Annotated in this window: 18 protein-coding genes and 3 tRNA genes; 18 read left to right on the forward strand and 3 right to left on the reverse strand. The window is 38.3% G+C overall.

The genetic code is table 11. The features are described 5' to 3' along the window. Positions 1 to 32 precede the first annotated feature (32 nt). From BUB87_RS03840 to adhE, 9 genes are all read left to right on the forward strand, one after another. Positions 33 to 962 (forward strand): Ppx/GppA phosphatase family protein, encoded by a 930-nt coding sequence (locus BUB87_RS03840; RefSeq protein WP_073341908.1) that lies wholly within the window; start codon positions 33 to 35, stop codon positions 960 to 962. A gap of 45 nt (positions 963 to 1,007) precedes the next feature. Next, positions 1,008 to 1,098: transfer RNA gene (locus BUB87_RS03845), tRNA-Leu, on the forward strand. Between the two features lie 15 nt (positions 1,099 to 1,113). Further along, a tRNA-Met gene (locus tag BUB87_RS03850) sits at positions 1,114 to 1,186 on the forward strand. Between the two features lie 42 nt (positions 1,187 to 1,228). After that, a tRNA-Met gene (locus tag BUB87_RS03855) sits at positions 1,229 to 1,302 on the forward strand. Between the two features lie 183 nt (positions 1,303 to 1,485). Beyond that, entirely contained in the window at positions 1,486 to 3,243 is a 1,758-nt protein-coding gene (locus tag BUB87_RS03860) for an ABC transporter ATP-binding protein (RefSeq protein WP_073341910.1), read from the forward strand. Between the two features lie 59 nt (positions 3,244 to 3,302). Continuing rightward, entirely contained in the window at positions 3,303 to 4,337 is a 1,035-nt protein-coding gene (locus BUB87_RS03865; RefSeq protein WP_073341911.1) for a TRM11 family SAM-dependent methyltransferase, read from the forward strand. A gap of 27 nt (positions 4,338 to 4,364) precedes the next feature. Beyond that, positions 4,365 to 6,983: a calcium-transporting P-type ATPase, PMR1-type gene (locus BUB87_RS03870; protein WP_073341913.1), complete on the forward strand. Its 2,619-nt coding sequence runs from the start codon at positions 4,365 to 4,367 to the stop codon at positions 6,981 to 6,983. A gap of 155 nt (positions 6,984 to 7,138) precedes the next feature. Continuing rightward, on the forward strand, positions 7,139 to 7,342 hold the full coding sequence (locus BUB87_RS03875) for a 4Fe-4S binding protein (RefSeq protein ID WP_073341914.1): 204 nt from the start codon (positions 7,139 to 7,141) through the stop codon (positions 7,340 to 7,342). A gap of 242 nt (positions 7,343 to 7,584) precedes the next feature. Next, positions 7,585 to 10,152: a bifunctional acetaldehyde-CoA/alcohol dehydrogenase gene (gene adhE / locus BUB87_RS03880; RefSeq protein ID WP_073341916.1), complete on the forward strand. Its 2,568-nt coding sequence runs from the start codon at positions 7,585 to 7,587 to the stop codon at positions 10,150 to 10,152. 142 nt (positions 10,153 to 10,294) lie between these two features. Here the strand turns inward: adhE and BUB87_RS03885 are convergent, their stop codons facing one another. Beyond that, positions 10,295 to 10,546: a hypothetical protein gene (locus BUB87_RS03885; protein ID WP_073341917.1), complete on the reverse strand. Its 252-nt coding sequence runs from the start codon at positions 10,544 to 10,546 to the stop codon at positions 10,295 to 10,297. Between the two features lie 71 nt (positions 10,547 to 10,617). Continuing rightward, positions 10,618 to 11,643, reverse strand: a complete 1,026-nt coding sequence (locus BUB87_RS03890; protein ID WP_073341919.1) for a YeiH family protein — start codon at positions 11,641 to 11,643, stop codon at positions 10,618 to 10,620. Positions 11,644 to 11,789: 146 nt separating this feature from the next. Between BUB87_RS03890 and BUB87_RS03895 the strand changes: the two genes are divergently transcribed. From BUB87_RS03895 to BUB87_RS03915, 5 genes are all read left to right on the forward strand, one after another. Continuing rightward, positions 11,790 to 12,608: a 5'-methylthioadenosine/S-adenosylhomocysteine nucleosidase family protein gene (locus BUB87_RS03895; RefSeq protein WP_073341920.1), complete on the forward strand. Its 819-nt coding sequence runs from the start codon at positions 11,790 to 11,792 to the stop codon at positions 12,606 to 12,608. Then, complete coding sequence (locus BUB87_RS03900) at positions 12,556 to 13,581, forward strand: SPL family radical SAM protein (protein WP_073341922.1); 1,026 nt, start codon at positions 12,556 to 12,558, stop codon at positions 13,579 to 13,581. The genes BUB87_RS03895 and BUB87_RS03900 overlap by 53 nt, the downstream gene beginning before the upstream one ends. A gap of 146 nt (positions 13,582 to 13,727) precedes the next feature. After that, positions 13,728 to 17,258 carry a pyruvate:ferredoxin (flavodoxin) oxidoreductase gene (nifJ, locus tag BUB87_RS03905; RefSeq protein ID WP_073341923.1) on the forward strand — a complete coding sequence of 1,177 codons (3,531 nt, stop codon included), beginning with the start codon at positions 13,728 to 13,730 and terminating at the stop codon, positions 17,256 to 17,258. Between the two features lie 133 nt (positions 17,259 to 17,391). Then, a complete protein-coding gene (gene ku / locus BUB87_RS03910; RefSeq protein WP_073341925.1) occupies positions 17,392 to 18,213 on the forward strand; it encodes a non-homologous end joining protein Ku in 822 nt (273 codons plus the stop codon). A gap of 4 nt (positions 18,214 to 18,217) precedes the next feature. After that, positions 18,218 to 19,123 (forward strand): ATP-dependent DNA ligase, encoded by a 906-nt coding sequence (locus BUB87_RS03915; RefSeq protein ID WP_073341926.1) that lies wholly within the window; start codon positions 18,218 to 18,220, stop codon positions 19,121 to 19,123. 524 nt (positions 19,124 to 19,647) lie between these two features. Here BUB87_RS03915 and BUB87_RS03920 read toward each other — a convergent pair. After that, a complete protein-coding gene (locus tag BUB87_RS03920) occupies positions 19,648 to 19,998 on the reverse strand; it encodes a phenylpyruvate tautomerase MIF-related protein (protein WP_073341928.1) in 351 nt (116 codons plus the stop codon). Positions 19,999 to 20,306: 308 nt separating this feature from the next. Here BUB87_RS03920 and BUB87_RS03925 point away from each other — a divergent pair, with 308 nt between their 5' ends. The 4 genes from BUB87_RS03925 (at position 20,307) to BUB87_RS03940 (ending at position 24,367) form a co-directional block, all read left to right on the forward strand. Further along, positions 20,307 to 21,197 carry a beta-1,2-mannobiose phosphorylase gene (locus BUB87_RS03925; protein WP_073341929.1) on the forward strand — a complete coding sequence of 297 codons (891 nt, stop codon included), beginning with the start codon at positions 20,307 to 20,309 and terminating at the stop codon, positions 21,195 to 21,197. A gap of 12 nt (positions 21,198 to 21,209) precedes the next feature. Then, the gene (locus BUB87_RS03930) at positions 21,210 to 22,904 is read left to right on the forward strand and encodes a phospho-sugar mutase (RefSeq protein ID WP_073341931.1); all 1,695 of its coding nucleotides are present in this window, start codon (positions 21,210 to 21,212) and stop codon (positions 22,902 to 22,904) included. Between the two features lie 98 nt (positions 22,905 to 23,002). Further along, complete coding sequence (locus BUB87_RS03935) at positions 23,003 to 23,317, forward strand: hypothetical protein (RefSeq protein WP_073341932.1); 315 nt, start codon at positions 23,003 to 23,005, stop codon at positions 23,315 to 23,317. Between the two features lie 6 nt (positions 23,318 to 23,323). Next, positions 23,324 to 24,367, forward strand: coding sequence for a V-type ATPase subunit (locus BUB87_RS03940; protein WP_073341934.1), 1,044 nt, complete (start codon positions 23,324 to 23,326; stop codon positions 24,365 to 24,367). The last annotated feature ends 12 nt before the right edge of the window (positions 24,368 to 24,379 follow it).

The following is a 24,379-nucleotide window of genomic DNA, read 5'->3' on the forward strand; positions in this document are numbered from 1 at the left end:
TGATCTTTATGTAATGATAGTCGAGGTGACCGATGAGATTTGGTTGTATTGATATAGGGACGAATTCGGTAAGGCTGTTAATAGCTGATGCCGATAAAAATGGTATAACTAAAATTTATAAAGGTATAAAGACGACTAGATTAGGTACTGGTGTAGATATCACCAGTACCTTGAAAATAGATGCTATATGCAGAACCGTAGATGCCGTTACAAATTTTGTAGATATAGCAAGGTCTTTTCACTGTGATAAAATTATTGCAATAGGGACCAGCGCGGTAAGGGATGCTTTAAATAAGGAAGTGTTGTTACAAGAAATATATCAGAAAACGGGCGTAAGAGTTGATGTGATATCTGGAAAAAAGGAAGCAGAATTGGCTTTTAAAGGAGTAGCCGGTGGCATAAAAAGTTGTGAAGGGAAGAGTATTTTAATTGTAGATATTGGCGGTGGCAGTACAGAATTTACATATGGGGAAAAGAACAAAATAAAGGAGAGGTATAGCCTAAACATAGGTGCTGTGAGGTTAACGGAAAGGTATTTAAATGAGAGCTTATATGATAAAAGTCATATGCAAAAATTGAGTGAAGATATAGAAATGAATTTGATGTTATTGCATCGCTTAAAAGAGATTATTTTGAGTAGGGGTAAAAGAATTGTGGCGGTCGGTGTAGGTGGCACAATAACGTCGCTGGCAGCGATAGATCAAAACCTGGATGTTTACGATTCTGAAAAAGTTCACAGCTACGTCTTGACATATCATAGAGTATATAGTATACTAAATGTGTTGTCTGGGATGAGCAGTGATGAAAGAAAGCGGGTAAAAGGTCTGATGCCTGAAAGAGCGGATATTATTGTAGCAGGCGTTATGATCCTTACAAAAGTAATGGAGTATTTTGAGCTAGAAGAAATTTCAGTCAGCGAATGGGACAATTTAGAAGGTCTGATTTTCGAAAATATTCCTTGACAAAGTGGTTGCGTTGATATATAATATATATCGTCGCTGAGGTTTGCCGGAGTGGCGGAACTGGCAGACGCACAGGACTTAAAATCCTGGGGGTCCTAAAAGACTCGTACCGGTTCGATTCCGGTCTCCGGCACCAGGTGGTGTAAAACATCGCGGGGTGGAGCAGCAGGTAGCTCGTCGGGCTCATAACCCGAAGGTCGTAGGTTCAAATCCTACCCCCGCAACTAAATTTTAATTATGATTTTTAAAAATTAATAATAAAATAGGGCGGCGTAGCTCAGTTGGCTAGAGCATGCGGTTCATACCCGCAGTGTCGGTGGTTCGACTCCACTCGCCGCTATTATATGTGTGCAATATGTAAACCGAATCGTCTATCGAGAGCCTGAAGACAACTTCAGCTCTATTGGTATAGACGATTATTTTATTTATATAAAAAACAATCAGGTGAATTTGCTTTATTTTTTTTCTTAGGATATAATATTTTTGCTGTAAAAATATCGATGATAAAGGGGTGTATAAGAGTATGCGATATTTGTTACGACTTGTGCGATATGCCAGACCTTATTGGAAATATCTCATTATAGCTGTAATAAGTACGTTTTCCATAACTGGTTTGAACCTTATAGGTCCCTGGTTAATAAGGGATCTTATTGGAGTAGTAACTAATCTTAATCGCTACACCAATGCCAAGGAACTCATTGTAAGACTTTCAATAATACTGACACTAACTTATATAGCCAGAACTGTATTTCAGTTTTTAAGCAGCTATTTGTCTCATTATGGAGCGTGGCAGTTGGTGGCCTATATGAGGGTGTTAGTATATGAGAAACTACAAAAGCTTTCATTGAGGTATTACCATGACAAGCAGACAGGGCAGTTGATGTCAAGAGTAATAAATGATACTGCTACCTTTGAGATGCTGATAGCTCATGCCTTACCAGATCTCTTTACTAATGCCCTGATACTTCTGGGTGTAACTATAATACTGTTTATCATGAATCCTATTCTGGCATTTTTATCGCTGGTGCCCATCCCTTTTTTGGTTTATGGGGGAGCAGTATTTACCAAGCGCATACTGCCCTCATTCAGGTTTGCCCAACGGGCTTTAGCTGATTTAAATGCTGATCTGCAAGATAATCTGTCGGGGATAAGAGAAATACAGGCTTTTAACCAACAGGAGCGCGAGATAGGAAAAATAAAAAATAGGGCGTATGAGCATGCAACGGCACTAATAGGTGCATTAAAGCTTAGCGCTATATTTCATCCAGTGTTGAATTTTTTCAGCTCAATAGGGACTGTTATAGTGGTGTCTCTGGGAGGTATAATGGCCATAAAGGGCAAACTACCGGTAGAGGATATAGTTGGCTTCATATTATATTTAAGTATGTTTTATCAGCCTATAACAGCATTGGGCCAGGTTCTAGAAAACCTTCAACAGGCATTGGCTGGTGCAGAAAGGGTATTTGAGGTCCTGGATACAGAACCTGATGTAAAAGAGAAGGAACATGCAATTGACTTAAAAAATATAAAAGGTAAAATAACCTTTGAACATGTGAATTTTTCTTACAATAATGAAAAACCAGTATTAGAAGACATATCTTTTACTATAAACCCGGGGCAAATGGTTGCTTTTGTAGGTCCTACCGGTGTAGGTAAAACCACTATAATGAGCCTTATAAATCGCTTCTACGATGTGGATTCAGGGTCGATAAAGATAGACGATATAGATATCAGGGAAGTATCTTTGAGGTCTTTAAGGAATAATATAAGCATGGTGCTGCAGGATGTCTTTTTGTTTAATGGAACGATTGCTGAAAACATAGCTTACGGTAATGAAAAGGCCACTATGGATGATATCATAAATGCCGCAAAAATAGCATGTGCTCATGACTTTATAATGCAGATGCCTGATGGTTATAATACCTATATAGGAGAAAGAGGTATAAAACTTTCTGGAGGACAAAAGCAAAGGATTTCTATAGCCAGGGCAGTGTTAAAAAATTCGCCTATTCTCATACTGGATGAGGCTACATCTTCAGTTGATGCAGAAACCGAAAGAGAGATACAAAATGCTATAAATAATCTGGCAGGCAGCAGAACTATCCTGATAATAGCTCATCGCCTGTCCACGGTAAAAAAAGCCGACAATATAATAGTCCTAAAAGATGGTCGCATTGTGGAACAGGGGAAACATGAGGACTTAATAAAGCGAAAAGGGTTGTATCACTATCTGTGCTCTATGCAGTTCTTGACTCAAGAGGAAAATATAAAATTAGCATAACTTATTGATATTAAAAAATGCATATTTTTTTACAATTATAAAAAAGAGGAGTGGCTGTATTGGAAAAGTACCTTATTTTGATGCATCCATACCATAACCAGGTTTACTACAATACATCTAAAAAATTAGCTTTGTTAGAATTTGAGGCTGCAGCTTATCGAATGTCTAGGACATGTGAAAATATAGCCCTAGAAAATATACACGGCATAGATTATGTAACTTTTAACGTTGATTCCTTACCTTCACAAGATCTTAAATTGATATCCAGGCTGTCTTTTGTATATGCTCTTTTTAAACAGGAGGAATATGGCGGCAAGACATGTTTAGTTCCCATGACTAAAGATTACGGGCAATATCTTGAGGATGATATCGTGAACATTTTGAAATACTCAGGTAAGACCAATGAATATTTCACAAAGCTCATGATAAATCTGGCAGTATTTGCTAGCGATTTTTATGGTCAAGATCGTATAAATCTGCTAGATCCTGTATGCGGTAAGGGTACCTCGCTTTTTCAAGGATTGATTTTTGGTTATAATGTTTCAGGAGTAGAAATAGATAAAAAGCTTGTAGACCAGGGGTTGGCATTTTTGATTAAGTATCTGGAAAACAAGCGATTTAAGCACAAAGTATCAAAGTCAAAGATGTCTTCGGAAGGGACTAAAATATGCGATATAACTTGTATAAATCTGGCAAAAACTAAGGAAGAGTATAAAAACAATAATATGCTTGAAGTAAACATGGTGCGTGGAGATACGGTAAATACCGATAAATACTTTAAAAAGAATTATTTTCATGTGATTGTTGCTGACTTGCCTTACGGTATTCAACACGGGAGCAATACTGGCACAGGTAGTTTTACGCGCAATCCAGAACTTTTGCTGCAAAAAGCTTTGCCTGCATGGACCAGTGTACTGAAAAAGGGAGGCAGTTTGGTATTGTCATGGAATACTTTTTTGCTAAAACGTCAGAACCTCCACCAACTTTTAGAGCAAGCTGGTCTGGCGGTATTAGAGAAAGAGACCTATAACCAGTTCGAACATCGTGTAGATCAGGCGATTATGCGTGATATAATAGTAGCTAGAAAAAACTGAAAAATATATTTTTTATGAAAGGAGTGAATGACAATAATATATTGGAATCAAGAATATAAGGATGTGGAGGAGTATTTAAAGACGGATATCATCAAGGGCCTTAGCAACGAAGAAGCTCAGAAGCGCTTACGCGAATACGGTTATAATCAACTTAAAGAACAAAATAAGAAATCTCTTTTTTTGATGTTTCTCGATCAATTTAAAGATTTTATGGTGCTCATATTGTTAGCGGCAACAATCATCTCGTTATTATTAGGTGAGGTAACAGATGCTGTAATTATGATAGTTGTAGTAGTATTAAATGGGATTTTGGGTATGTTGCAGGAAAACAGGGCTGAAAAGTCTCTGGAAGCATTGAAAAAATTGACTTCACCAACGGCTAGGGTCATTCGAAGCGGAAGAGTTGTCGACATTCCCACAAGCCAGCTTGTACCGGGAGATATAGTGTATTTAGAAGCGGGTAATTTTGTTCCTGCGGATGGCAGGCTTTTTGAGGCAACTAATTTAAGGATCGATGAATCAGCATTGACTGGGGAATCGGTACCTGTAGATAAGGATATAAAGGCGTTAAAAGCCGAAGAGCTTCCATTAGGAGATAGGATAAATATGGCTTATATGGGCACTGTGGTAGCTTATGGTAGAGGTCGTATGATTGTGACAGATACCGGGATGAATACAGAAATGGGTAAGATCGCTGAATTTATTGATAGCCAGGATACAGCCGCTACGCCACTTCAAAGGCGGCTTGAAGAATTGGGAAAATACCTTGGAGTTGGGGTTCTTTTAATCTGTTTTATCATTTTTATAACAGGTATTTTGAGTAGACGGCCTGTCTTTGACATGTTTATGACAGCTGTGAGCCTGGCTGTTGCTGCTATTCCGGAAGGACTACCTGCTATAGTTACGATTACCCTGGCAATAGGCGTTCAAAAGATGATAAAGAAGAAAGCTATTATAAGAAAATTACCTGCGGTAGAGACGCTTGGAAGCGCCAGTGTTATATGTACAGATAAAACCGGTACATTAACACAAAATCGCATGACGGTAATGAAATTATATACAAATGATAAAGTTTATAGCGATATAAATGCCATATTTAAATCTGAAGGCAGCACAGATAATGAAGTGAAGTTCTTATTAGAATGTGCAGCCCTTTGCACAGATGCTTTTATAGATGAGGATGGAAGGGAAATTGGGGATCCTACCGAAGTGGCTATTGTCATGGCTGCTAAATCGGCTGGTATAAGAAAACAGGATATAGAAGAGGCAAAACCGCGAGTTGACGAGGTGCCTTTTGATTCTGACCGAAAAATGATGACGACAGTACATAGAGATGAAAAAGGATACAAGGTGATAACGAAGGGTGCACCTGATAATGTAATTGATAGGTGTACAAGTTTATATTTGAATGGCGATATATTGCCGTTGGACGATAGTATTAAAGAGAAGATAAAAGCGGTTAATGAAGAAATGGCAAAAGGTGCGTTGAGAGTATTGGCTGTTGCATATAAAGATTTGGATGATATTGGATCACATGGCGAATTTGAATGTGATCTTACGTTTATAGGTTTGATAGGCATGATCGATCCTCCCAGGGAAGAAGTAAAAGAATCTGTGAGGTTGTGTAAAAAAGCAGGGATTAAGCCTGTTATGATTACAGGTGACCACTTGGTCACAGCCGTAGCAATCGGAAAAGAATTGGGCATATACAAGGCAGGGGATGAGGCTGTGACAGGTGTTCAATTAAACGAATTAACAGATGAAGAATTGGATAAACAGGTTAAGGATATTTCGGTTTATGCAAGGGTTTCACCAGAGCATAAAGTAAGGATAGTAAAAGCCTGGCAGAATAATGGAGCTGTTGTTGCTATGACAGGTGATGGGGTAAATGATGCTCCTGCTCTTAAACAGGCTGATATAGGAGCTGCCATGGGGATGACAGGTACTGATGTGGCAAAGGGTGCCGCAGACATGATATTAACAGATGACAATTTTGCAACCATTGTTTCTGCAGTTCAAGAAGGCCGGACCATTTACGAAAATATACGTAAATCAATACACTTTCTTTTATCATGCAATGTAGGTGAAATTGTAGTGATTTTTGTGGCAGTTATGCTTGGCATGCCTATGCCGCTAAAACCTATTCACATTTTATGGATAAACCTTTTAACAGATAGCTTTCCGGCCCTTGCTTTAGGCGTTGAACCGCCAGCACCTGATGTTATGGATAAAAAACCCAGGCCAAAGGGAGAGAGCATATTCGCACACGGCTTATGGTGGAAAATTACATTGCAGGGCATTTTGATAGGCCTTTTGACCTTGGTTGCTTTTAGACTTGGATTAATGAAGAAGAATCTTATAACAGCGAGGACGATGGCTTTTTCTACACTTGTTTTAACCCAGCTATTTCAAGCTCTGAATGTAAGAGCAGAGGCATCATTGCTTAAAATTGGCGTCTTTAGTAATAGATACATGACTTATTCTATTATACTATCGGCAGTGTTAATGTTTATAGTTATTTTAACGCCATTGAGGACTTACTTTGGCGTGAGCGTGTTAAATGCAACAGATTGGGGAATAGTCTTTATATTATCCCTTTCAATATTGATAATAACAGAAGTTATCAAATATTTTAAAAAACCTTGATGTGATTTTTTTCACTCAAGGTTTTTTTTACTTGATTATAAGTAAAAAATATTGTATAATGGATACAGCACCCCAGGGGGATGGGGATAGGGGAATTATTATAATGGCAATGTAATTAAATACGAAAAGATAAAAGACAGGAAGGAAGGGGAAAAATGAAAAAAGCAGTTGTAGATCAAGAGATTTGCGATAGATCTCCATTTTGTCCAGCAGCAAGGAGCTGTAAATTTGATGCTTTTAAGGTAGAACGACATGGCTTTTTTAATGTAAAAATTTCTGTGGATAGTGATAAATGTACAGGTTGTGGAGTTTGCACAAGATATTGTCCGCATAGAGCTATTACGCTGAAAGAGTTATAACGCACCGGTTATACCGGTGTTTTTTTATAAAAAAATTTCATACGGAAATCGTTATCAAGAGATAATAAGTATTGACACAAAATTAACAATAGTATATAATGAAGACGTAAAGATTGTTAAAACATTGACATATAATACGAGGAATAAAATGGCTATATATCGCAGAAAATATACTGTATACAGATAACAACGAATAAAAAATGGCCCTTACAATGTTAATAAAATAACAAGGAGGTATTGGTATGGATTATAGGCAAGCCATCGATGAGATGGTAAAAAAGGCTGAAATTGCACAAAGGGAATATTATAAGCTGGATCAAGAGCAAGTTGATGCTATAGTAAAAGCAATGGCCTTGGCGGGTATAGATAGGCATATGGATCTGGCAAGGATGGCTGTAGAAGAAACGGGTATGGGTGTATATGAAGATAAGGTTATAAAAAATATGTTTGCGACTGAGTACGTGTATCACGACATTAAGTATGTTAAAACCGTCGGCATAATTAACGAAAACGAAGAAGAGGACTTTATAGAAGTAGCAGAACCTGTAGGCGTTATAGCAGGCATAACTCCAGTCACAAATCCAACTTCCACGACGCTCTTTAAGAGCCTTATAGCCGTTAAAACACGAAATCCAATCATATTTAGCTTCCATCCTAAATCTATAAATTGCAGTATTGCTGCGGCAAAACTTATGAGAGATACAGCTGTTGCCAATGGAGCACCGGAAAATTGTATCCAGTGGATAGAAGAACCTTCTGTAGAAGCCACTCAATATTTGATGAATCACCCAGGTGTGTCTTTAATTTTAGCCACAGGTGGAGCTGGCATGGTAAAGGCCGCATACAGTTCAGGAAAACCAGCCTTAGGTGTGGGTCCTGGCAATGTTCCATGTTATATAAATAAAACTGCTCACTTGAAGAGAGCTGTTAATGACCTTATACTGAGCAAGACTTTTGATAATGGTATGATATGTGCATCAGAACAGGCAGTGATAATCGATAAAGATGTAGCAGATGAAGTAATAAATATAATGAAACAACATGGATGCTACTTCGTAAATGATGAAGAACGCAGAAAGCTGGAAAATCTGGCTATAGATAAAGAGAGATGTGCTATGAATCCACAGGTGGTAGGGCAACCTGCTACGAAGATTGCGCAAATGGCAGGTTTTAGTGTGCCTGAAAATACAAAGATATTGGTAGCACAATTGGAAGGTGTGGGACCGGAGTATCCACTTTCCAGGGAGAAACTTAGTCCAATACTGGCACTTTATATAGTAGAGGATTATAAAGAAGGGATAAAGAGATGCCAGGAAATGACGGAATTTGGAGGCCTAGGACATTCAGCAGTTATTCATTGCGAAGATGAAGCTATAATCAAGGAATTTTCTGAAAAGGTAAGGGCTGGTAGGATAATAATCAATTCACCTTCAAGTCATGGTGCTATAGGCGACATTTATAACAGCAATACGCCGTCGCTCACACTAGGTTGTGGTACCATGGGTAAAAACTCAACCACAGCTAATGTCAGTGTAAGACAGTTAATAAACATAAAAAGGGTTGCGGCCAGGAGGTATAATATGAGATGGTTTAAGGTTCCACCTAAGATTTATTTCGAACCCGGTTCAATACAATACCTTGAAAAGGTTAAAGGCAAAAAGGCATTTATCGTCACAGATCCAGCTATGGTAAAATTGGGATTTGTGGATAAGGCACTCTATCACCTTGATAAAGCGGGAATTGATTATGAGATTTTCTCCGATGTAGAACCTGATCCCTCTGTGGATACGGTTATGAAAGGTGTAGAAGCTATGAATAGATTTAACCCGGATCTGATTATTGCGCTGGGTGGTGGTTCTGCTATAGATGCGGCAAAAGGCATGTGGCTGTTCTATGAGTTCCCAGATACCAAGTTTGAGGAATTAAGGCTTAAGTTCATTGACATTAGAAAACGGGCATATAAGTTCCCGCAGTTAGGTAAAAAAGCCCTTATGATTGCGATACCGACGACCAGTGGTACGGGCTCAGCGGTTACGGCTTTTGCTGTTATAACAGATAAGACAAAGAATATAAAGTATCCGCTTGCGGACTATGAGCTTACGCCGGATATCGCTATTATTGATCCTGAATTTACCTATACTGTGCCCAGGTCAGTTACTGCAGATACAGGTATGGATGTTTTAACCCATGCAATTGAGGCGTATGTTTCGGTCATGGCGTCAGATTACACTGATGCTCTTGCGTTAAAAGCCATAGAGCTGGTGTTTAAATATCTTCCAAGAGCGTATGAGAATGGCATGGACAAAGAAGCGAGGGAAAAGATGCACAATGCATCATGCATGGCGGGTATGGCTTTTACCAATGGATTTTTAGGTATAAATCACAGTATGGCTCATATTCTCGGAGGTAAGTTTCATATACCCCATGGAAGGGCTAATGCCATACTTCTACCATACGTGATAAGATACAATGCTACCGAACCGACCAAGTTCACATCATATCCCAAATATGAGTACTATAAAGCTCCAGAAAGATATGCGGAAATTGCGAAGTTCCTAGGATTAAAGGCCGATACCGTAGAAGAAGGTGTAAAGAGCCTTATAAACGCCATTGTCGAATTGACAAGAAAATTGAATATGCCCTTGTCATTAGCTGAAGCTGGGATACCAAGAGATTCTTTCGAGAGGGAAGTGAATGATATGGCTAACATAGCGTTTTTGGATCAGTGCACAGGCTCAAATCCCAGGTATCCTCTTGTAAGTGAGCTGGAAGAGCTCTATTGGAAAGCATATGAGGGCATTATAGAATAAATAACAGACATGGAGCAGTAGTATCTTAAAGATATGCTGCTCCTTTTTTATGGTGTGCTATAATATATGTTAGGACTGAGTGGCAAGGTATAAGAGGAAATGTGCGTAAAATTATAAGGTATTGGGAAACGCGCCCAATACCTTATGCTTTGTTGCCTCTGAAAGCTCCTATAGTATTTTTCGTACCACTATATAATCCTGTTGCGGCTAGGCCAATAGCTAGACCTTCTAATATACCTTTTAGAATATCTCCTGGTGCGATGTAAAAGACTCCTACAAGGATGCCTATAATGGCTGAAGCCAGCGCAGCCCATTTTTGAGGTAAACCTAGTTGCTTAAGCAATTCTACTACGCCGACTATGAGGGGAATTATGGGTAAATTGTATATTTCCATATTTGATTTCCCCACCTTTTTAATTATTTTTGATTATATATATGAATTATCGAGTTAAAAAATGATGGAATTTAATATAATGCATTTACAAAAATATAGCCGAAAACACTTATGACGATAGAACCAATAATTCCAATAAGTAAAACTTTTAGTCCAATGGATTTAATGCTGCTTATACGCACATTAAGTCCTAGTGCTGCCATAGCCATTGTGAGCAGGAATATACTTACTTGGATTATTATGTCAACAACAGGTTTTGGCAATATATTAAAGGTATTTATAAGGCTAAAAGCCAGGAATCCCATTATAAACCAGGGGACAGAAATTTTTTTGATGCCTGAATTTTTATATATATTATTCCTGAAGATCGCATTAATAATAAAAGCAACGGGAACCAGCAAAGCAACGCGACCTAATTTTACTATTACAGCAATATCGAGGCTGGTACTTCCGCCTTTGGTGGCGGCTGCAATAACGTGCCCCAATTCATGAAGAGTTGAGCCAGAGAAAATACCATAGACATATGGATTTAAATGGAGCGCTGGAAATAAAAATGTGTATAAGATTGTAAATATAGTACCTAATATTGCTATTATAGCTATGGAAATAGTGGTTTCGTTTTCGTCTGCATCTATCAGCGGTGCCACAGCAGCTATAGCAGCGGCTCCGCATACACCTGTTCCTATGCCTACCAGTAATGATAAATTCTTTTGTACATTAAATAATTTTCCTAGCGTATAAATTAATGTTATGGCGAAGGCAATAACGAGTATGTCAAGAAGTATTACTCGATATCCTGATTCCAGGATTTTAGAAAAATTAAGTCTTATGCCCATGAGAATAATTCCGTAGCGCAATATCTTTTTTGCAGTAAAATCTATACCGGGGCTTAGAGATTCAGGGACATCGAATATACTTCGCCACGCTATTCCTGCTAATATAGCCAGTACCATTGTTCCCATTATTGATAAGTAAGGATATGTAACTAGCAATTTGGATAAAACGGCGATGATAATAGTGAGTAATATACCTTTTGCCTTTATAATGATTTGATTTTCTTTTCTTAGTTCCTGATTCAATGAAATATCTTTTTCCATTTGTTCGTTCCTCCTTTAATCTGATGAAGATGGGAAAAGTATAACATGGAAACAACTATTCGTAAAATAACAGTATTTTATAGCATATATAAAATATTTTTATAAAATATGTTATAATATAAAACAAAAAAGTAGTGGGAGATCATATGCTATATATAGTTACAGCCTTGTATAATGAAGCGAAACCGTTAATAGAGTGGTATAATTTAAAAAGAGATATGAGTGATGCTGTATTCCAGGTTTTCTCTAATAATGATATTAATCTGATTATAACAGGCGTTGGCAAAATAAACAGTGCCATAGGTACAGCTCACCTTCTGTCTACAAAGCCTGTTTCAAAAGAAGATAGTATTGTAAATATAGGCATTTGTGGTTCTTTGACAGGCAATTTGGGCGAGATATATATTATAAATAAGGTTAGGGATCATGAGACCGGAAGGGATTTTTATCCTGACGTATTGTTAAAACACCCTTTTTGTGAGGCATCTATTGAGACTTTTTCATATCCGCTGACGGATAGAAGTCAGTTATTAGAAGACCTATGTGATATGGAGGGCAGCGGTTTTTTTCAGGCAGCGTCTAAGTATCTGGATGTCCATAGAATATGTCTTATAAAAATTGTTTCGGACAGATTGGATGCTAAGCTTATTGATAAAAGATTTATAGAAAAATTAATAAAAGAGAAAATGCCGCTTATAGATTCGTTTTTATTATCATTTAAAGATACCCTTATAAGTGACCATATATTGAGCGAAAAAGAGACTCAAGAAATTAATGAGATTTGCTCTAATATGCGATTGACAGAAAGTCAAAGGTTAGAACTTATTAAGATGTGTATGCAATATAAGTCGAGAACCAGAAAAGAGCTTGACTTTTTAGGAGAATACAAAGAAATAAAGGTGATGACGAAGGATGAGAGAAGTCGATATTTCCGGTCGTTGCTTAAAAGATTTGAAACTTTTTAGTAGGTTTTCCCATGTTTATGTGGAAGAAGATGCAATAAAACATCCTGTAGCTATGGATATTTTAAATAAATTGCCAAATGCCAGGTTGATTAAAATTAAAAATTATAAAGATGTATTTAACAGGGCATCACAGGATTTTGAAGCGCAGAAAAGATCTCAAAAGCTTATATTAGCTAAGAAAAGAGCAGATTTTATTTATAAAGGTTCCCGGCTCTGCGAAGATTTTGGGAATAAAAATTTTTATTATGCCTCAAACATACTCAATTGCATATACGATTGTGACTATTGTTACTTGCAGGGTATGTATACATCTGCAAATATTGTGGTTTTTGTAAATATAGAAGATTTTTTTGATGAAGTGTCAGCTCTTACAAAGGACCAATCTGCATATCTGTCTATTTCCTACGATTCAGATTTATTGGCTCTTGAACGTTTGACAGGCCTTGCCCGCAGGTGGATTGAGTACGCTAAGTCTAACAGTAATCTCCTGATGGAGATAAAGACCAAGAGCGGTTGCTATAGCGCTATTTCAGATATGGATATACCTAAAAATGTAATATTGGCGTGGACATTGTCGCCAGATGAAGTCATAAGCCGCTATGAAAAGCTTACACCGGCTCTTGATATACGGCTTAACAATGTTCAGAAAGCTGTGTCAAAGGGATTAAAGGTAAGATTATCCTTTGAACCGATTATGATGATTGAAGGTTTTGAAACGGTTTATGCTAATTTTTTTAAAAAGATATTTGAAAGTATACCTTTAGAAAATATAAGGGATATAAATGCGGGTGTATTTCGCATGAGTGAAACCCAGGCTAAGAGATTTAATAAAAAGCGAAAATATGATGTGTTTTGTTATCCTACCGTAAAAATCGATGGCGTTGTCACATATAAAAATCATGAATATATGAAGAATTTTGTATATAATGAATTGTTAAAATACATGAGCGGTGAAAAAGTTTTTGTGAATTAATTCACTTTTTTATGCATTTATGCTATAATATATAGGGCTGTGTATTAGTGCTTTGCATACAATATGCACCGAAATATGGAGTCATATATTGTTATTATACGTGAGTTTTTAGAGTCATTACTATATAATAAAGGAAGGTGAAAAAAATGTCTAAGAAGGTTATGAAGACGATGGATGGCAATGAGGCAGCTGCCCATGTGGCATATGCATTTACTGAAGTGGCAGCCATCTATCCTATTACTCCATCATCGCCTATGGCAGAACATGTTGATGAGTGGAGTGCCCATGGAAGAAAAAATATATTTGGTCAGCGGGTAAAAGTTGTTGAGATGCAGTCAGAAGCAGGAGCAGCGGGAACAGTACATGGTTCGCTGGCCGCCGGAGCATTGACTACCACTTTTACAGCGTCTCAAGGACTATTATTGATGATACCCAACATGTACAAAATTGCAGGAGAGCTATTACCGGGTGTATTCCATGTGAGCGCTCGTGCTGTTGCATCACATGCTTTATCGATCTTTGGAGATCATTCTGACGTAATGGCATGCCGTCAGACAGGTTTTGCTCTTCTGGCTTCAGGCAGTGTACAGGAAGTGATGGATTTAGGTGGTGTTGCTCACCTATCAGCTATAAAGGGAAGGGTACCATTTTTACATTTCTTTGACGGATTTAGGACATCGCACGAGGTTCAAAAAATTGAGGTTATCGATTACGAAGACTTTGCAAAATTGGTTGACTATGATGCGATAAGGGAGTTTAGGAAGAGAGCGTTAAATCCAGAGCATCCTGTAACAAGGGGTACAGCCCAGAATCCGGATATATTCTTCCAGAATCGTGAAGCATCCAATAGATTTTATCTTGCTATACCTGAGATTGTAGAAAACTACATGGCTGAGATAAATAAACTCACGGGAAGAGAATATCATCTGTTTAATTACTATGGCGCACCGGATGCTGATAGAGTCATAGTGGCTATGGGTTCTGTATGTGAAACCATTGAAGAGACGGTAGACTATTTGATGTCGAAGGGTGAAAAAGTAGGTGTTTTGAAAGTACACCTTTACAGACCATTCTCCGTCAAGCATTTCTTAAGCGCCATGCCCAAGACGGTAAAGAAGATTGCTGTCCTCGATAGGACAAAAGAGCCTGGCGCGTTGGGTGAACCATTATATGAAGATGTATGCGCTGCATATTACGATGTGGCGGACAAGCCTGTTATAGTTGGCGGCCGTTATGGCCTTGGTTCGAAGGATACGACACCTGGACAGATAATAGCAGTGTATGAAAACTTAAATGCTAAGGAGCCAAAGAATCACTTTACTATAGGTATAGTCGATGATGTGACAAATACGTCATTGCCTTATAACGATGATATTGATACAGTGCCTGAGGGCACGGTAAGTTGTAAGTTCTGGGGCTTAGGGTCTGATGGTACAGTTGGTGCAAACAAGAACTCGATAAAGATTATAGGCGATCATACAGATATGTATGCACAGGGTTATTTTGCCTACGACTCGAAGAAATCGGGTGGCGTAACCATATCCCACTTGAGATTCGGTAAGAAGCCCATAAGATCGACGTATCTGGTAAAGAAGGCTGATTTTGTTGCATGCCATAATCCATCATATGTACACAAATATGATATGGTATCAGACCTTAAAGATGGCGGGACATTCCTTTTGAACTGCAGCTGGACTCCAGAAGAGTTGGACAGCAAGCTTCCTGCAAGTATGAAGAGATATATAGCAAGACACAACATCAATTTTTATATAATAGATGCTGTGAATATTGCAAAAGAAATCGGCTTGGGCGGAAGGATAAACACCATAATGCAATCAGCGTTCTTCAAATTAGCTAATATTATTCCTATTGACGATGCGATAAAGTACATGAAAGAAGCTATTGTTGATGCTTATGGCAAAAAAGGTGAAAAAGTTATAAACATGAATTATGAGGCTGTAGATAGGGGTGTAAATTCGCTGGTAAAGGTCGATGTGCCTGCAAGTTGGGCTGATGCTCAGGATGAGCCGCAGGAAGAAAAACCAGTGCCGCCATTTATAAAGAATATACTTGAACCTATGAATCGACAGGAAGGTGACAAATTACCCGTTAGTGCATTTGTGGGTATGGAAGATGGTACCTTCCCGCAAGGTACAGCTAAATATGAAAAGAGAGGCATAGCTGTAGATGTACCTGAGTGGATAATGGATAATTGCATACAGTGTAACCAGTGTTCATATGTATGTCCACATGCTGCTATCAGGCCGTTCTTGTTAAATGAAGAAGAAGTTAAGAATGCACCGGAGAGTTTTGTGTCTAAGAAAGCCATTGGTAAGGGCTTTGAGGGTCTGAACTTCAGAATCCAGGTTGATATACTTGACTGCACAGGTTGTGGCAATTGTGCTCAGGTATGTCCAGCTAAAGAAAAAGCCCTTGTTATGAAGCCTATAGAGACTCAGTCGGAGCAAATAGCGAATTGGGAGTATGCTATGAGCTTGTCTCATAAAGAGAATCCAGCCAATGTAGAAACCGTGAAAGGTAGCCAGTTTGAACAGCCTCTGTTAGAGTTCTCAGGTGCGTGTGCAGGGTGCGGTGAAACTCCGTATGCCAAATTAGTTACTCAGTTGTTTGGCGACAGGATGATGATCGCTAACGCCACAGGTTGTTCGTCTATATGGGGCGGCAGTGCACCATCAACGCCTTATACTACAAACAAAGATGGTCACGGACCTGCGTGGGCTAACTCATTATTTGAGGATAATGCTGAATATGGTTTTGGTATGTATCTGGCTGTAAAGCAGATCAGGGAAAGGCTGGCAGATATTGCTAGAGAGGCTCTTGAGATGAATATAAGTGATGCAGTAAAAGATGCTCTTAAAACATGGCTGGATAACATGTATGATGGCAAAGGATCCAAGAAAGCCGCTTTACAGTTGGTTTCGGTTTTAAAGGATTATGTGCCTGAAGATGAAAAAGCCAAAGCTTTACTCCATGAGATATATGACAACAGAGAGTTCCTCGTTAAGAAATCCCACTGGATTTTTGGCGGCGATGGCTGGGCTTATGATATAGGCTACGGTGGACTTGATCACGTTTTGGCCTCTGGCGAAGATGTGAATATACTGGTATTCGATACGGAGGTTTACTCCAATACCGGTGGTCAGTCTTCAAAGGCAACGCCGACAGCTGCTGTAGCACAATTTGCGGCTTCTGGTAAGAGGATAAGAAAGAAAGACCTTGGCATGATGGCTATGAGTTATGGCTATGTTTATGTTGCTCAGGTGGCTATGGGAGCTAACCAGAATCAACTTATAAAAGCGCTGGTAGAAGCAGAGGCCTACCCAGGACCGTCTTTGATAATTGCTTATGCTCCGTGTATCAATCATGGTATAAGAGGTGGCATGGGCTGCAGCCAGCTGGAGGAAAAGAGGGCAGTAGAGGCCGGTTACTGGCATCTTTACAGATATAACCCATTGTTGAAGAAAGAAGGCAAGAATCCATTTATATTGGATTCTAAAGAACCGACGGCATCCTTCAGAGATTTCTTGATGGGTGAGGTCCGTTACTCTGCGCTTACGAGGACATTCCCTGAGATTGCGGAAGAGCTGTTTAAGAAAGCAGAAGAGGATGCTAAAGAAAGGTATGAGAATTACAAGAGGTTAGCAAAAGGTGAATAATTAAAAAGGGCCTAAAAAAGGCCCTTTTTAATATGCGCTTGGCATGGGCGCGACCTAAACGGTGAAGGTCTTACTGGCAATTTTTCGAGGATATATGTCTTCTTACAGGGAATAATATTAATGAGGTGATTTTATGCGTTCCCTGTGGAAAGGCGCTATAAGTTTTGGCCTTGTAAGCATTCCGATTAAGTTGTATGCTGCAACTGAAGACCATACCACCCATTTCAGACAGTTGCACAAAGATTGTAACTCACCTATTAAGTATGAAAAAGTATGTCCGGTCTGCAATAGGCCTGTTAATGATGATGAAATTGTACGCGGCTATGAATATGAACCAGGGAAATTTGTTATATTAAGTGACGAAGATCTGGAGCGGATTCCTTCAGAAGCAGTTAAAACTATTGATATACTGGACTTTACTGATATAAAACAGATTGATCCTATTTATTTTGACAAAACATATTATATCGCACCGGAAGACATTGGTACAAAGCCTTATATTCTTTTAAGGGATTCTATGAAGAAAACCAATACTGTAGCGATTGCCAAAGCTGTTATAAGATCCAGACAAAATCTAGCGTGTATAAGGGTATATGATGACAACTACATGGTAATGGAAACCATGTATTTTCCCGATGAGATACGCAAAACTGAGCAACTTCCTCCTCTACGGCAAGTATCCCTCCATGAAAACGAAATAAAGATGTCAGAGCAATTGATAAATACACTGACGGCAAAGTTCAATCCTGAAAAGTATGAAAATACCTACAGAAAGGCCTTATTTGACCTTATAGAATCAAAAATACAGGGACATGAAGTAGAAGTACCTGTGGTAGCTCCTGCTCCAGATAACGTACTGGATTTAGTCGGTGCTCTCAAAGCTAGCATTGAAGCGGCAAAGAGGACGGGAAACCCAACGGAAAAAACAAAAGGGAGAAAGAAAAAAGGAGCATAGTTTCATGTCTATGATGGACCAAAAAATAGCACCAATGCTAGCTTTCTCCGGTGAACCTTTTGATGACCCTGGTTGGATTTTTGAAATAAAATGGGATGGCTCCAGGACTATCGCTTTTATATCCGATAGAGTAAGGCTTCAGGATAGAAGGCTTGTAGATATAACATATCAATTTCCTGAAATGGTGGACCTAAGAAAATGTCTTAAAGCGAAAGAAGTTATCCTGGATGGCGAACTGATTGTTTTAAAAAATAATAAACCTCACTACAGAAGTATCATGTCCAGAAAGCACAGCCAAAATGCTTTAAAAATCGATTTATTGAGCAAAATAATGCCGGCTGTTTTTGTCGCGTGGGATATATTATATATAGACGGAAAGTCACTGGTTGATCTGACTTTGTTAAAACGCAAAGAAATCCTACATTCTGCTGTAAAGCCGGATGATCACTTATTAATAGCAGATTTTATACGCGAGCATGGGAAAATGCTCTATGAAGAGACAGGTAAAAAAGGATTGGAAGGCGTCATGGCCAAAAAAGCCGATTCTAAATATTATATCGGAAAAAGAAGCAAATTGTGGCTAAAATTCAAACATTTTATTACCCTAAATGCCGTAATTATGGGTTATAGAACTGACAGAATCGCACTGATACTAGGGTTATATGATGAAAACGGCGATTTGATACCTATAGGCAATTGTGAATCGGGGTTGTCTCAAAAGGAATTATCTGCTTTTATGTATGTAGCTGAAAGTATAAAAACTTACAGCGAGAAAAATGTACAATGGATAAAACCCCTTTTAGTCTGCCAAGTAAGATTTATGGAGTGGTCCGAGAATATGAAGATGAGAGCACCTTCGTTTTTAGGATTTCAGTACGATGTAAAGCCTGATCAATGTAGATTTACATAGAAACCCGCTTGCAGATAATGTGACACCGTGCTGCCATTGTATCTTAATTGTACTTGTATTAGTTGCACCTGTACTATGGGGAATCATAAAAATTCAAGAGTATCTGTTTGCGCAGGTTCATATTAACGGCGTTGTTGAGGATATTGCGTGTTATTTCCAGTTGTTCTTTTTTATTCATTTTTGCCACTCCTTGGCGAAGGATAGGAACAGATATAATTTTACATCAAATACTGAATTGATACAAATAGTAACTTTCTGTGCGTTTGGCAAAATATAGGATTGAAAGTTTTTCGACACACGACGATATAACGATTTGATATGAAAATCTCAAGAGGCTTGGAATAAAAGATGGTAAGGTCTGGGAGTTGGCAAACGCAAGAAAAGGCTACTGGAGGATATCCAATAGCCATATTCTAGCCACTGTGCATAATTCTTAATGAACTGCCGTACACTGAACGGTACGTAGGTGATGTGAAAGGACGCTAAATAAAATAATCATTTAACTCCTAATCGATTTATTCACCTTAAAATGTAGAACCATTCCAACCCCAGTTGGTACCTTCATATTCTTCGATAGTTACGTATATGTTTTCTTTGTTGCAATAAGTTTCTTTTGCATAAAGTTCACAAATTTCTTTTACCAGGTTTTTCTTCTGGTTTGTGTCTAGGGAACCAATAAGCTTGATATCTATGATAGCGCCATCTTCTACCTTTGCACCTCTAAAATACAGGGTATCGTTTTCATGAAAACGTATCATCAACCATGATTCGCTTTTGCCTGCGACCTTATTCATTATATCGGCAAGGCCTGATTTAAGGATCTCTTTGGTTCTGTCATTTAAAGCCTTTGGCATGACAGAGGTGATAAGAGGCATATTTCCTCACTCCTTTTCCAGTATGTAATATTACATTATTATTTTATAATATGATGTTAGAAATTACAATAGTTTCGTACTAAAGGTTTTTAATGAATATTGTGTTTCTAAGATAATTTATCGGTTGTGTATATAAAATAAGGGATAATAGACAAAATAAGATAAGGCGATAAATACTTAATAGATAAAACTTTGGAGGACGAGAATAGAGCTTTCCCTCTTGTTTATAGTTACTTTTGCTGCTACAATACTTGGTGTAAAGGTGCCATAAATTTATACCAGTTTTCTAAAGGAAGGTTGGATGGATTGTGATTAAATTAAGAAGGTTATCTGATAAGCCAATATTGGAACCTATAAAAGAACACCAGTGGGAGAGGGAAGCAGTTTTTAATTGCGCGGCTATTTATGATAACGGGCTTTTTCACCTGATATACAGGGCGAGCGATCTTGGGCCACATGCTAAATACGGGAAGTATATATCAAGACTTGGCTATGCTGTAAGCGAAGACGGCATAAAGTTCAATAGATTGCAAGATCCCATAATGTCCAATAGTGTGCCGCAGGAACAGAGGGGGGTAGAGGACCCGAGAATAGTAAAAATTGATAACACATATTATATGATGTATACTGGATTTGGGGATAGATTTGAAGGCGATTATAGAATCTGCTTAGCTTCATCTAAAAATCTCATACATTGGGAACGAATGGGCGTAGTGTTGGATGAGCCTAATAAGGATGCATCGCTTTTCTCGGAAAAAATAGAGGGAAAATACGTTATGTTTCATAGAAGATATCCTGATATATGGGTTGCGTTTTCTGATGATCTAAAGAATTGGTATGGTCATACATCAATAATGAAACCAATACGGGGTACCTGGGAGAGTTCCAGGGTAGGTATAGCAGGGCCACCTATTAAAACCGATAAAGGCTGGTTTTTGATTTACCATGCAGCAGATGAAGCCAACGTCTACAGATTAGGGGCTGCTCTGCTGGATTTAAATGATCCTACAAAGGTGATTGCAAGACAAAAAGAGCCTATACTAGAGCCTGAACTGGAATGGGAGAAAAATGGATATATACCTAACGTGGTGTTTAGCTGCGGCCAGGCTGTGAAAGACGGCAGGATTTATGTTTATTATGGAGGCGCTGATACAGTTATAGGAGTTGCGGTATTAGATATGGACGATATAAAGTTTTAAGGAGGGTTGCATATGTATATGGATGAGTATAACTTTTGGTTAACGTCTGGTTATTTCGACGAAGCTACCAAGCAAGAGTTAAAAGCCATTGCAGGCGATGAAAAGGAGATTGAAGACAGGTTTTATAAAGACCTGGAATTTGGAACAGGTGGATTAAGAGGAAAGATTGGTGCAGGAACCAATCGCATGAATATTTATACTGTAAGGAAGGCTACCCAGGGTCTAGCTGATTATATAAGCTCATTGGGTGATGAGTATAAAGCAAGAGGGGTAGTTATTGCACATGATTCCAGGCATAAATCCAGAGAATTCGCGTTAGAGAGTGCAGGAGTGCTTAATGCCAACGGCATCAAGACATATGTATTTGACGATTTAAGACCTACCCCCGAGCTGTCTTTTGCTGTAAGAAGGTTGAAGGCGGCTGCCGGCATTGTCATAACGGCGAGTCATAACCCACCTCAGTATAACGGATATAAGGTCTATCTTGAGGACGGGGGACAGGCGGTATCGCCATATGTCAATGAGATCATGAAGAAGATAGAGGATATAAAGGATATAACGACCATAAAGCCCATGGATATGGAAGAGGCCAGAAGCAAAGGCTTATTTAATGTTTTAGACAACAGTATTGACGATGAATACATAAACATGGTAAAGTCGCAAATTTTAAATCCTGAGCTCGTACGCAAAAATGGGAATACCCTGAGCATAATTTATACGCCTTTGCATGGAACAGGTAATGTGCCTGTGCGCAGAACGCTTAAGGAATTGGGCTTTACCGATGTGAGGGTTGTGCCTGAACAGGAGGTACCAGATCCTGACTTTTCTACTGTGAGATCTCCGAATCCAGAGGATCATGATGCCTTTGAATTAGCCCTTAATATGACAAAGGAGAGGGACGCTGACATAATCCTTGGGACAGATCCCGACAGCGATAGGTTGGGTGTCATAGTAAGAGATAAAAAGGGCGAATACATTCCCCTTACAGGTCATCAGCAAGGAATACTTCTGACATACTATATTTTGAGCCAGTTAAAAGAGAGGGGTCAATTACCTCAAAACGGTGTTGTGATAAAGACCATAGCCACGACGGATATGATAGAACCTATTGCAAGGGACTTTGGCGTAGAGGTGGAAAATACCCTTATAGGATTTAAGTATATCGGAGAAAAAATAAAGGAGTATGAAAACACTGGCAAGCAGTTTATATTCGGCTTTGAAGAAAGTTATGGCTACCTAAGGGGTACTCAGGTAAGGGATAAAGACGGTGTAATTGCTTCGGCCCTTTTCAGTGAAATGGCATTGTACTACAAGCTGAAAAATATGACGTTATTGGACCTGCTGGAAGAGCTTTATAGAAAGTACGGTTATTACACAGAGTATCTTAAATCCATCGTCATGGAAGGAAAAGAAGGCATGGAAAAAATTAATAACATCATGTCCACACTTAGAAGTATGGATATTAAGGATTTTGCTGGATATAAAGTAGAGTATCGGGATGATTATCTGACAGGACAGGCTAGATTGAAGCTGCCCAAATCCAATGTGCTAAGGTACAATTTTGAGGGAGGTGGATACCTGCTGGTCAGGCCATCAGGTACCGAACCAAAAATAAAGATTTATATTTCTGCTGTAGATAGTGATAGGGAAAAATCACTCGATAAAGTTAACAAGATAAAGAGTGTTATATTGGATTTGATAAAATAGCCGCTACAATTAATAATGCGGCTATTTTCGTTGACACCGTATTTAAGTAGTGTATAATATAAATAAACGTAGAAGGGTGTGCTAAAAGAGGTGAATTTATGGAAGAAATTATAAAAAGGTTGATAGATGTGGATAATATGGTTGTTGAAACAGAAAACAAGAGAAAATCTGAGTTAAAAGAATTAGAAAAGAACTATGAAGAGAAAAAGCAAGCTCTTATAAAGCAATTGACAGAGGCAATAAATAAGGAGTCAGAAGAGGTTTTTAATGAAATTATCAGGAATGGCGAAAAAGAGGTGATCGAAATAAAAGAGAAAACCGCGGCATTATTAGAGCAATTAGAAAATCGTTTTCAAAAGATACGCCGTGATATTGTGGGTGAAGTTATAAACCAAATTTTTTTAAAGGGGTAGACCGTTATGGATAAGGTTACAACCCATGCTGCTGTCAATGCAAAAGTACGGGCCATGAAAGGTGAATTTCTAACTGATGATGATTATGAAAAAATGCTAAATATGAGATCGGTTTTTGATGTTGTGAGATATTTAAAAGAAAATACTTCATATAAAAAGCTATTAAGCGGGATGCCTTCGGAAAATGTAAGCAGAAGAGACCTTGAGAGTATATTAAAGAGAAATATGATCATAAATATTGATAGAATTATTCATTATTATAGGGGCGATTACAGAGACTTTATTAAAGCTCTTTACATAAAATACGAAATAGAAGATCTTAAACGCCTTGCAAGGGCAATATTTAATGGCAGTGATTTAGACGAATATAAAAATTTATTCGTATTTATTGGCAAGTACAGCGGTATTGATCCAGCAAAGATTTTTGCTTCTAGATCTATAGGCCAGCTCATCCAGAATATGGAAGGTTCAGACTTTTATCCATATTTAAAGCCTTTACTTGAAGGAAGAAGGGATAATTTATTTTATTATGAGATGGCTATCGACATGGCGTATTTTAGTATAATACAAAAACATTGGCAAAAGCTTTCAAAGGATGACAGAGAGGCGTTAGAGGAGTTGGAGGGAACGATTGCCGATCTGTATAATCTTCAATGGATATACAGGGGAATGAAATTTTACAGACTATCGCCTGAAGAACTTTTAAATTACACTATGGACCTTGGTAGGAGGTTGACTTACAGGGACAGAAGGGCTTTATGCTATGCAAGGAGCCTTGATGAGCTCTATAGTATGACCATGGAAACTCCTTATGCATTTTTATTTAATAAGGATACTACGAGAGACATATATATGGAACGCAGGATAAATAGATACATATTTTATACGCTTAAAAAAATAGAGAAATCTGTACAACTAAATATTATCCATGTGGTAGCATATGTTTTGCTTTTGGAATTCGAAATAAGAGATATCATTTCAATAGTTGAAAGCATAAGGTATGGCATGCCGGTGGAGGAGGCTAGAAAATTTTTGATAAGGGAGTTATAGGCTTTTAGGGAG

The sequence above is a fragment of the Caldanaerobius fijiensis DSM 17918 genome (assembly GCF_900129075.1).
Taxonomy (GTDB): Bacteria; Bacillota; Thermoanaerobacteria; order Thermoanaerobacterales; family Caldanaerobiaceae; genus Caldanaerobius; species Caldanaerobius fijiensis.

Bases quoted from the DNA above. Each gene is read 5' to 3' on its own strand.
- BUB87_RS03840 (WP_073341908.1), top strand. From the start codon at position 33: ATGAGATTTGGTTGTATTGATATAGGGACGAATTCGGTAAGGCTGTTA.
- BUB87_RS03860 (WP_073341910.1), top strand. From the start codon at position 1,486: ATGCGATATTTGTTACGACTTGTGCGATATGCCAGACCTTATTGGAAA.
- BUB87_RS03870 (WP_073341913.1), top strand. From the start codon at position 4,365: ATGACAATAATATATTGGAATCAAGAATATAAGGATGTGGAGGAGTAT.
- BUB87_RS03875 (WP_073341914.1), top strand. From the start codon at position 7,139: ATGAAAAAAGCAGTTGTAGATCAAGAGATTTGCGATAGATCTCCATTT.
- adhE (WP_073341916.1), top strand. From the start codon at position 7,585: ATGGATTATAGGCAAGCCATCGATGAGATGGTAAAAAAGGCTGAAATT.
- BUB87_RS03885 (WP_073341917.1), bottom strand. From the start codon at position 10,546: ATGGAAATATACAATTTACCCATAATTCCCCTCATAGTCGGCGTAGTA.
- BUB87_RS03890 (WP_073341919.1), bottom strand. From the start codon at position 11,643: ATGGAAAAAGATATTTCATTGAATCAGGAACTAAGAAAAGAAAATCAA.
- BUB87_RS03895 (WP_073341920.1), top strand. From the start codon at position 11,790: ATGCTATATATAGTTACAGCCTTGTATAATGAAGCGAAACCGTTAATA.
- BUB87_RS03900 (WP_073341922.1), top strand. From the start codon at position 12,556: ATGAGAGAAGTCGATATTTCCGGTCGTTGCTTAAAAGATTTGAAACTT.
- nifJ (WP_073341923.1), top strand. From the start codon at position 13,728: ATGTCTAAGAAGGTTATGAAGACGATGGATGGCAATGAGGCAGCTGCC.
- ku (WP_073341925.1), top strand. From the start codon at position 17,392: ATGCGTTCCCTGTGGAAAGGCGCTATAAGTTTTGGCCTTGTAAGCATT.
- BUB87_RS03915 (WP_073341926.1), top strand. From the start codon at position 18,218: ATGTCTATGATGGACCAAAAAATAGCACCAATGCTAGCTTTCTCCGGT.
- BUB87_RS03920 (WP_073341928.1), bottom strand. From the start codon at position 19,998: ATGCCTCTTATCACCTCTGTCATGCCAAAGGCTTTAAATGACAGAACC.
- BUB87_RS03930 (WP_073341931.1), top strand. From the start codon at position 21,210: ATGTATATGGATGAGTATAACTTTTGGTTAACGTCTGGTTATTTCGAC.
- BUB87_RS03935 (WP_073341932.1), top strand. From the start codon at position 23,003: ATGGAAGAAATTATAAAAAGGTTGATAGATGTGGATAATATGGTTGTT.
- BUB87_RS03940 (WP_073341934.1), top strand. From the start codon at position 23,324: ATGGATAAGGTTACAACCCATGCTGCTGTCAATGCAAAAGTACGGGCC.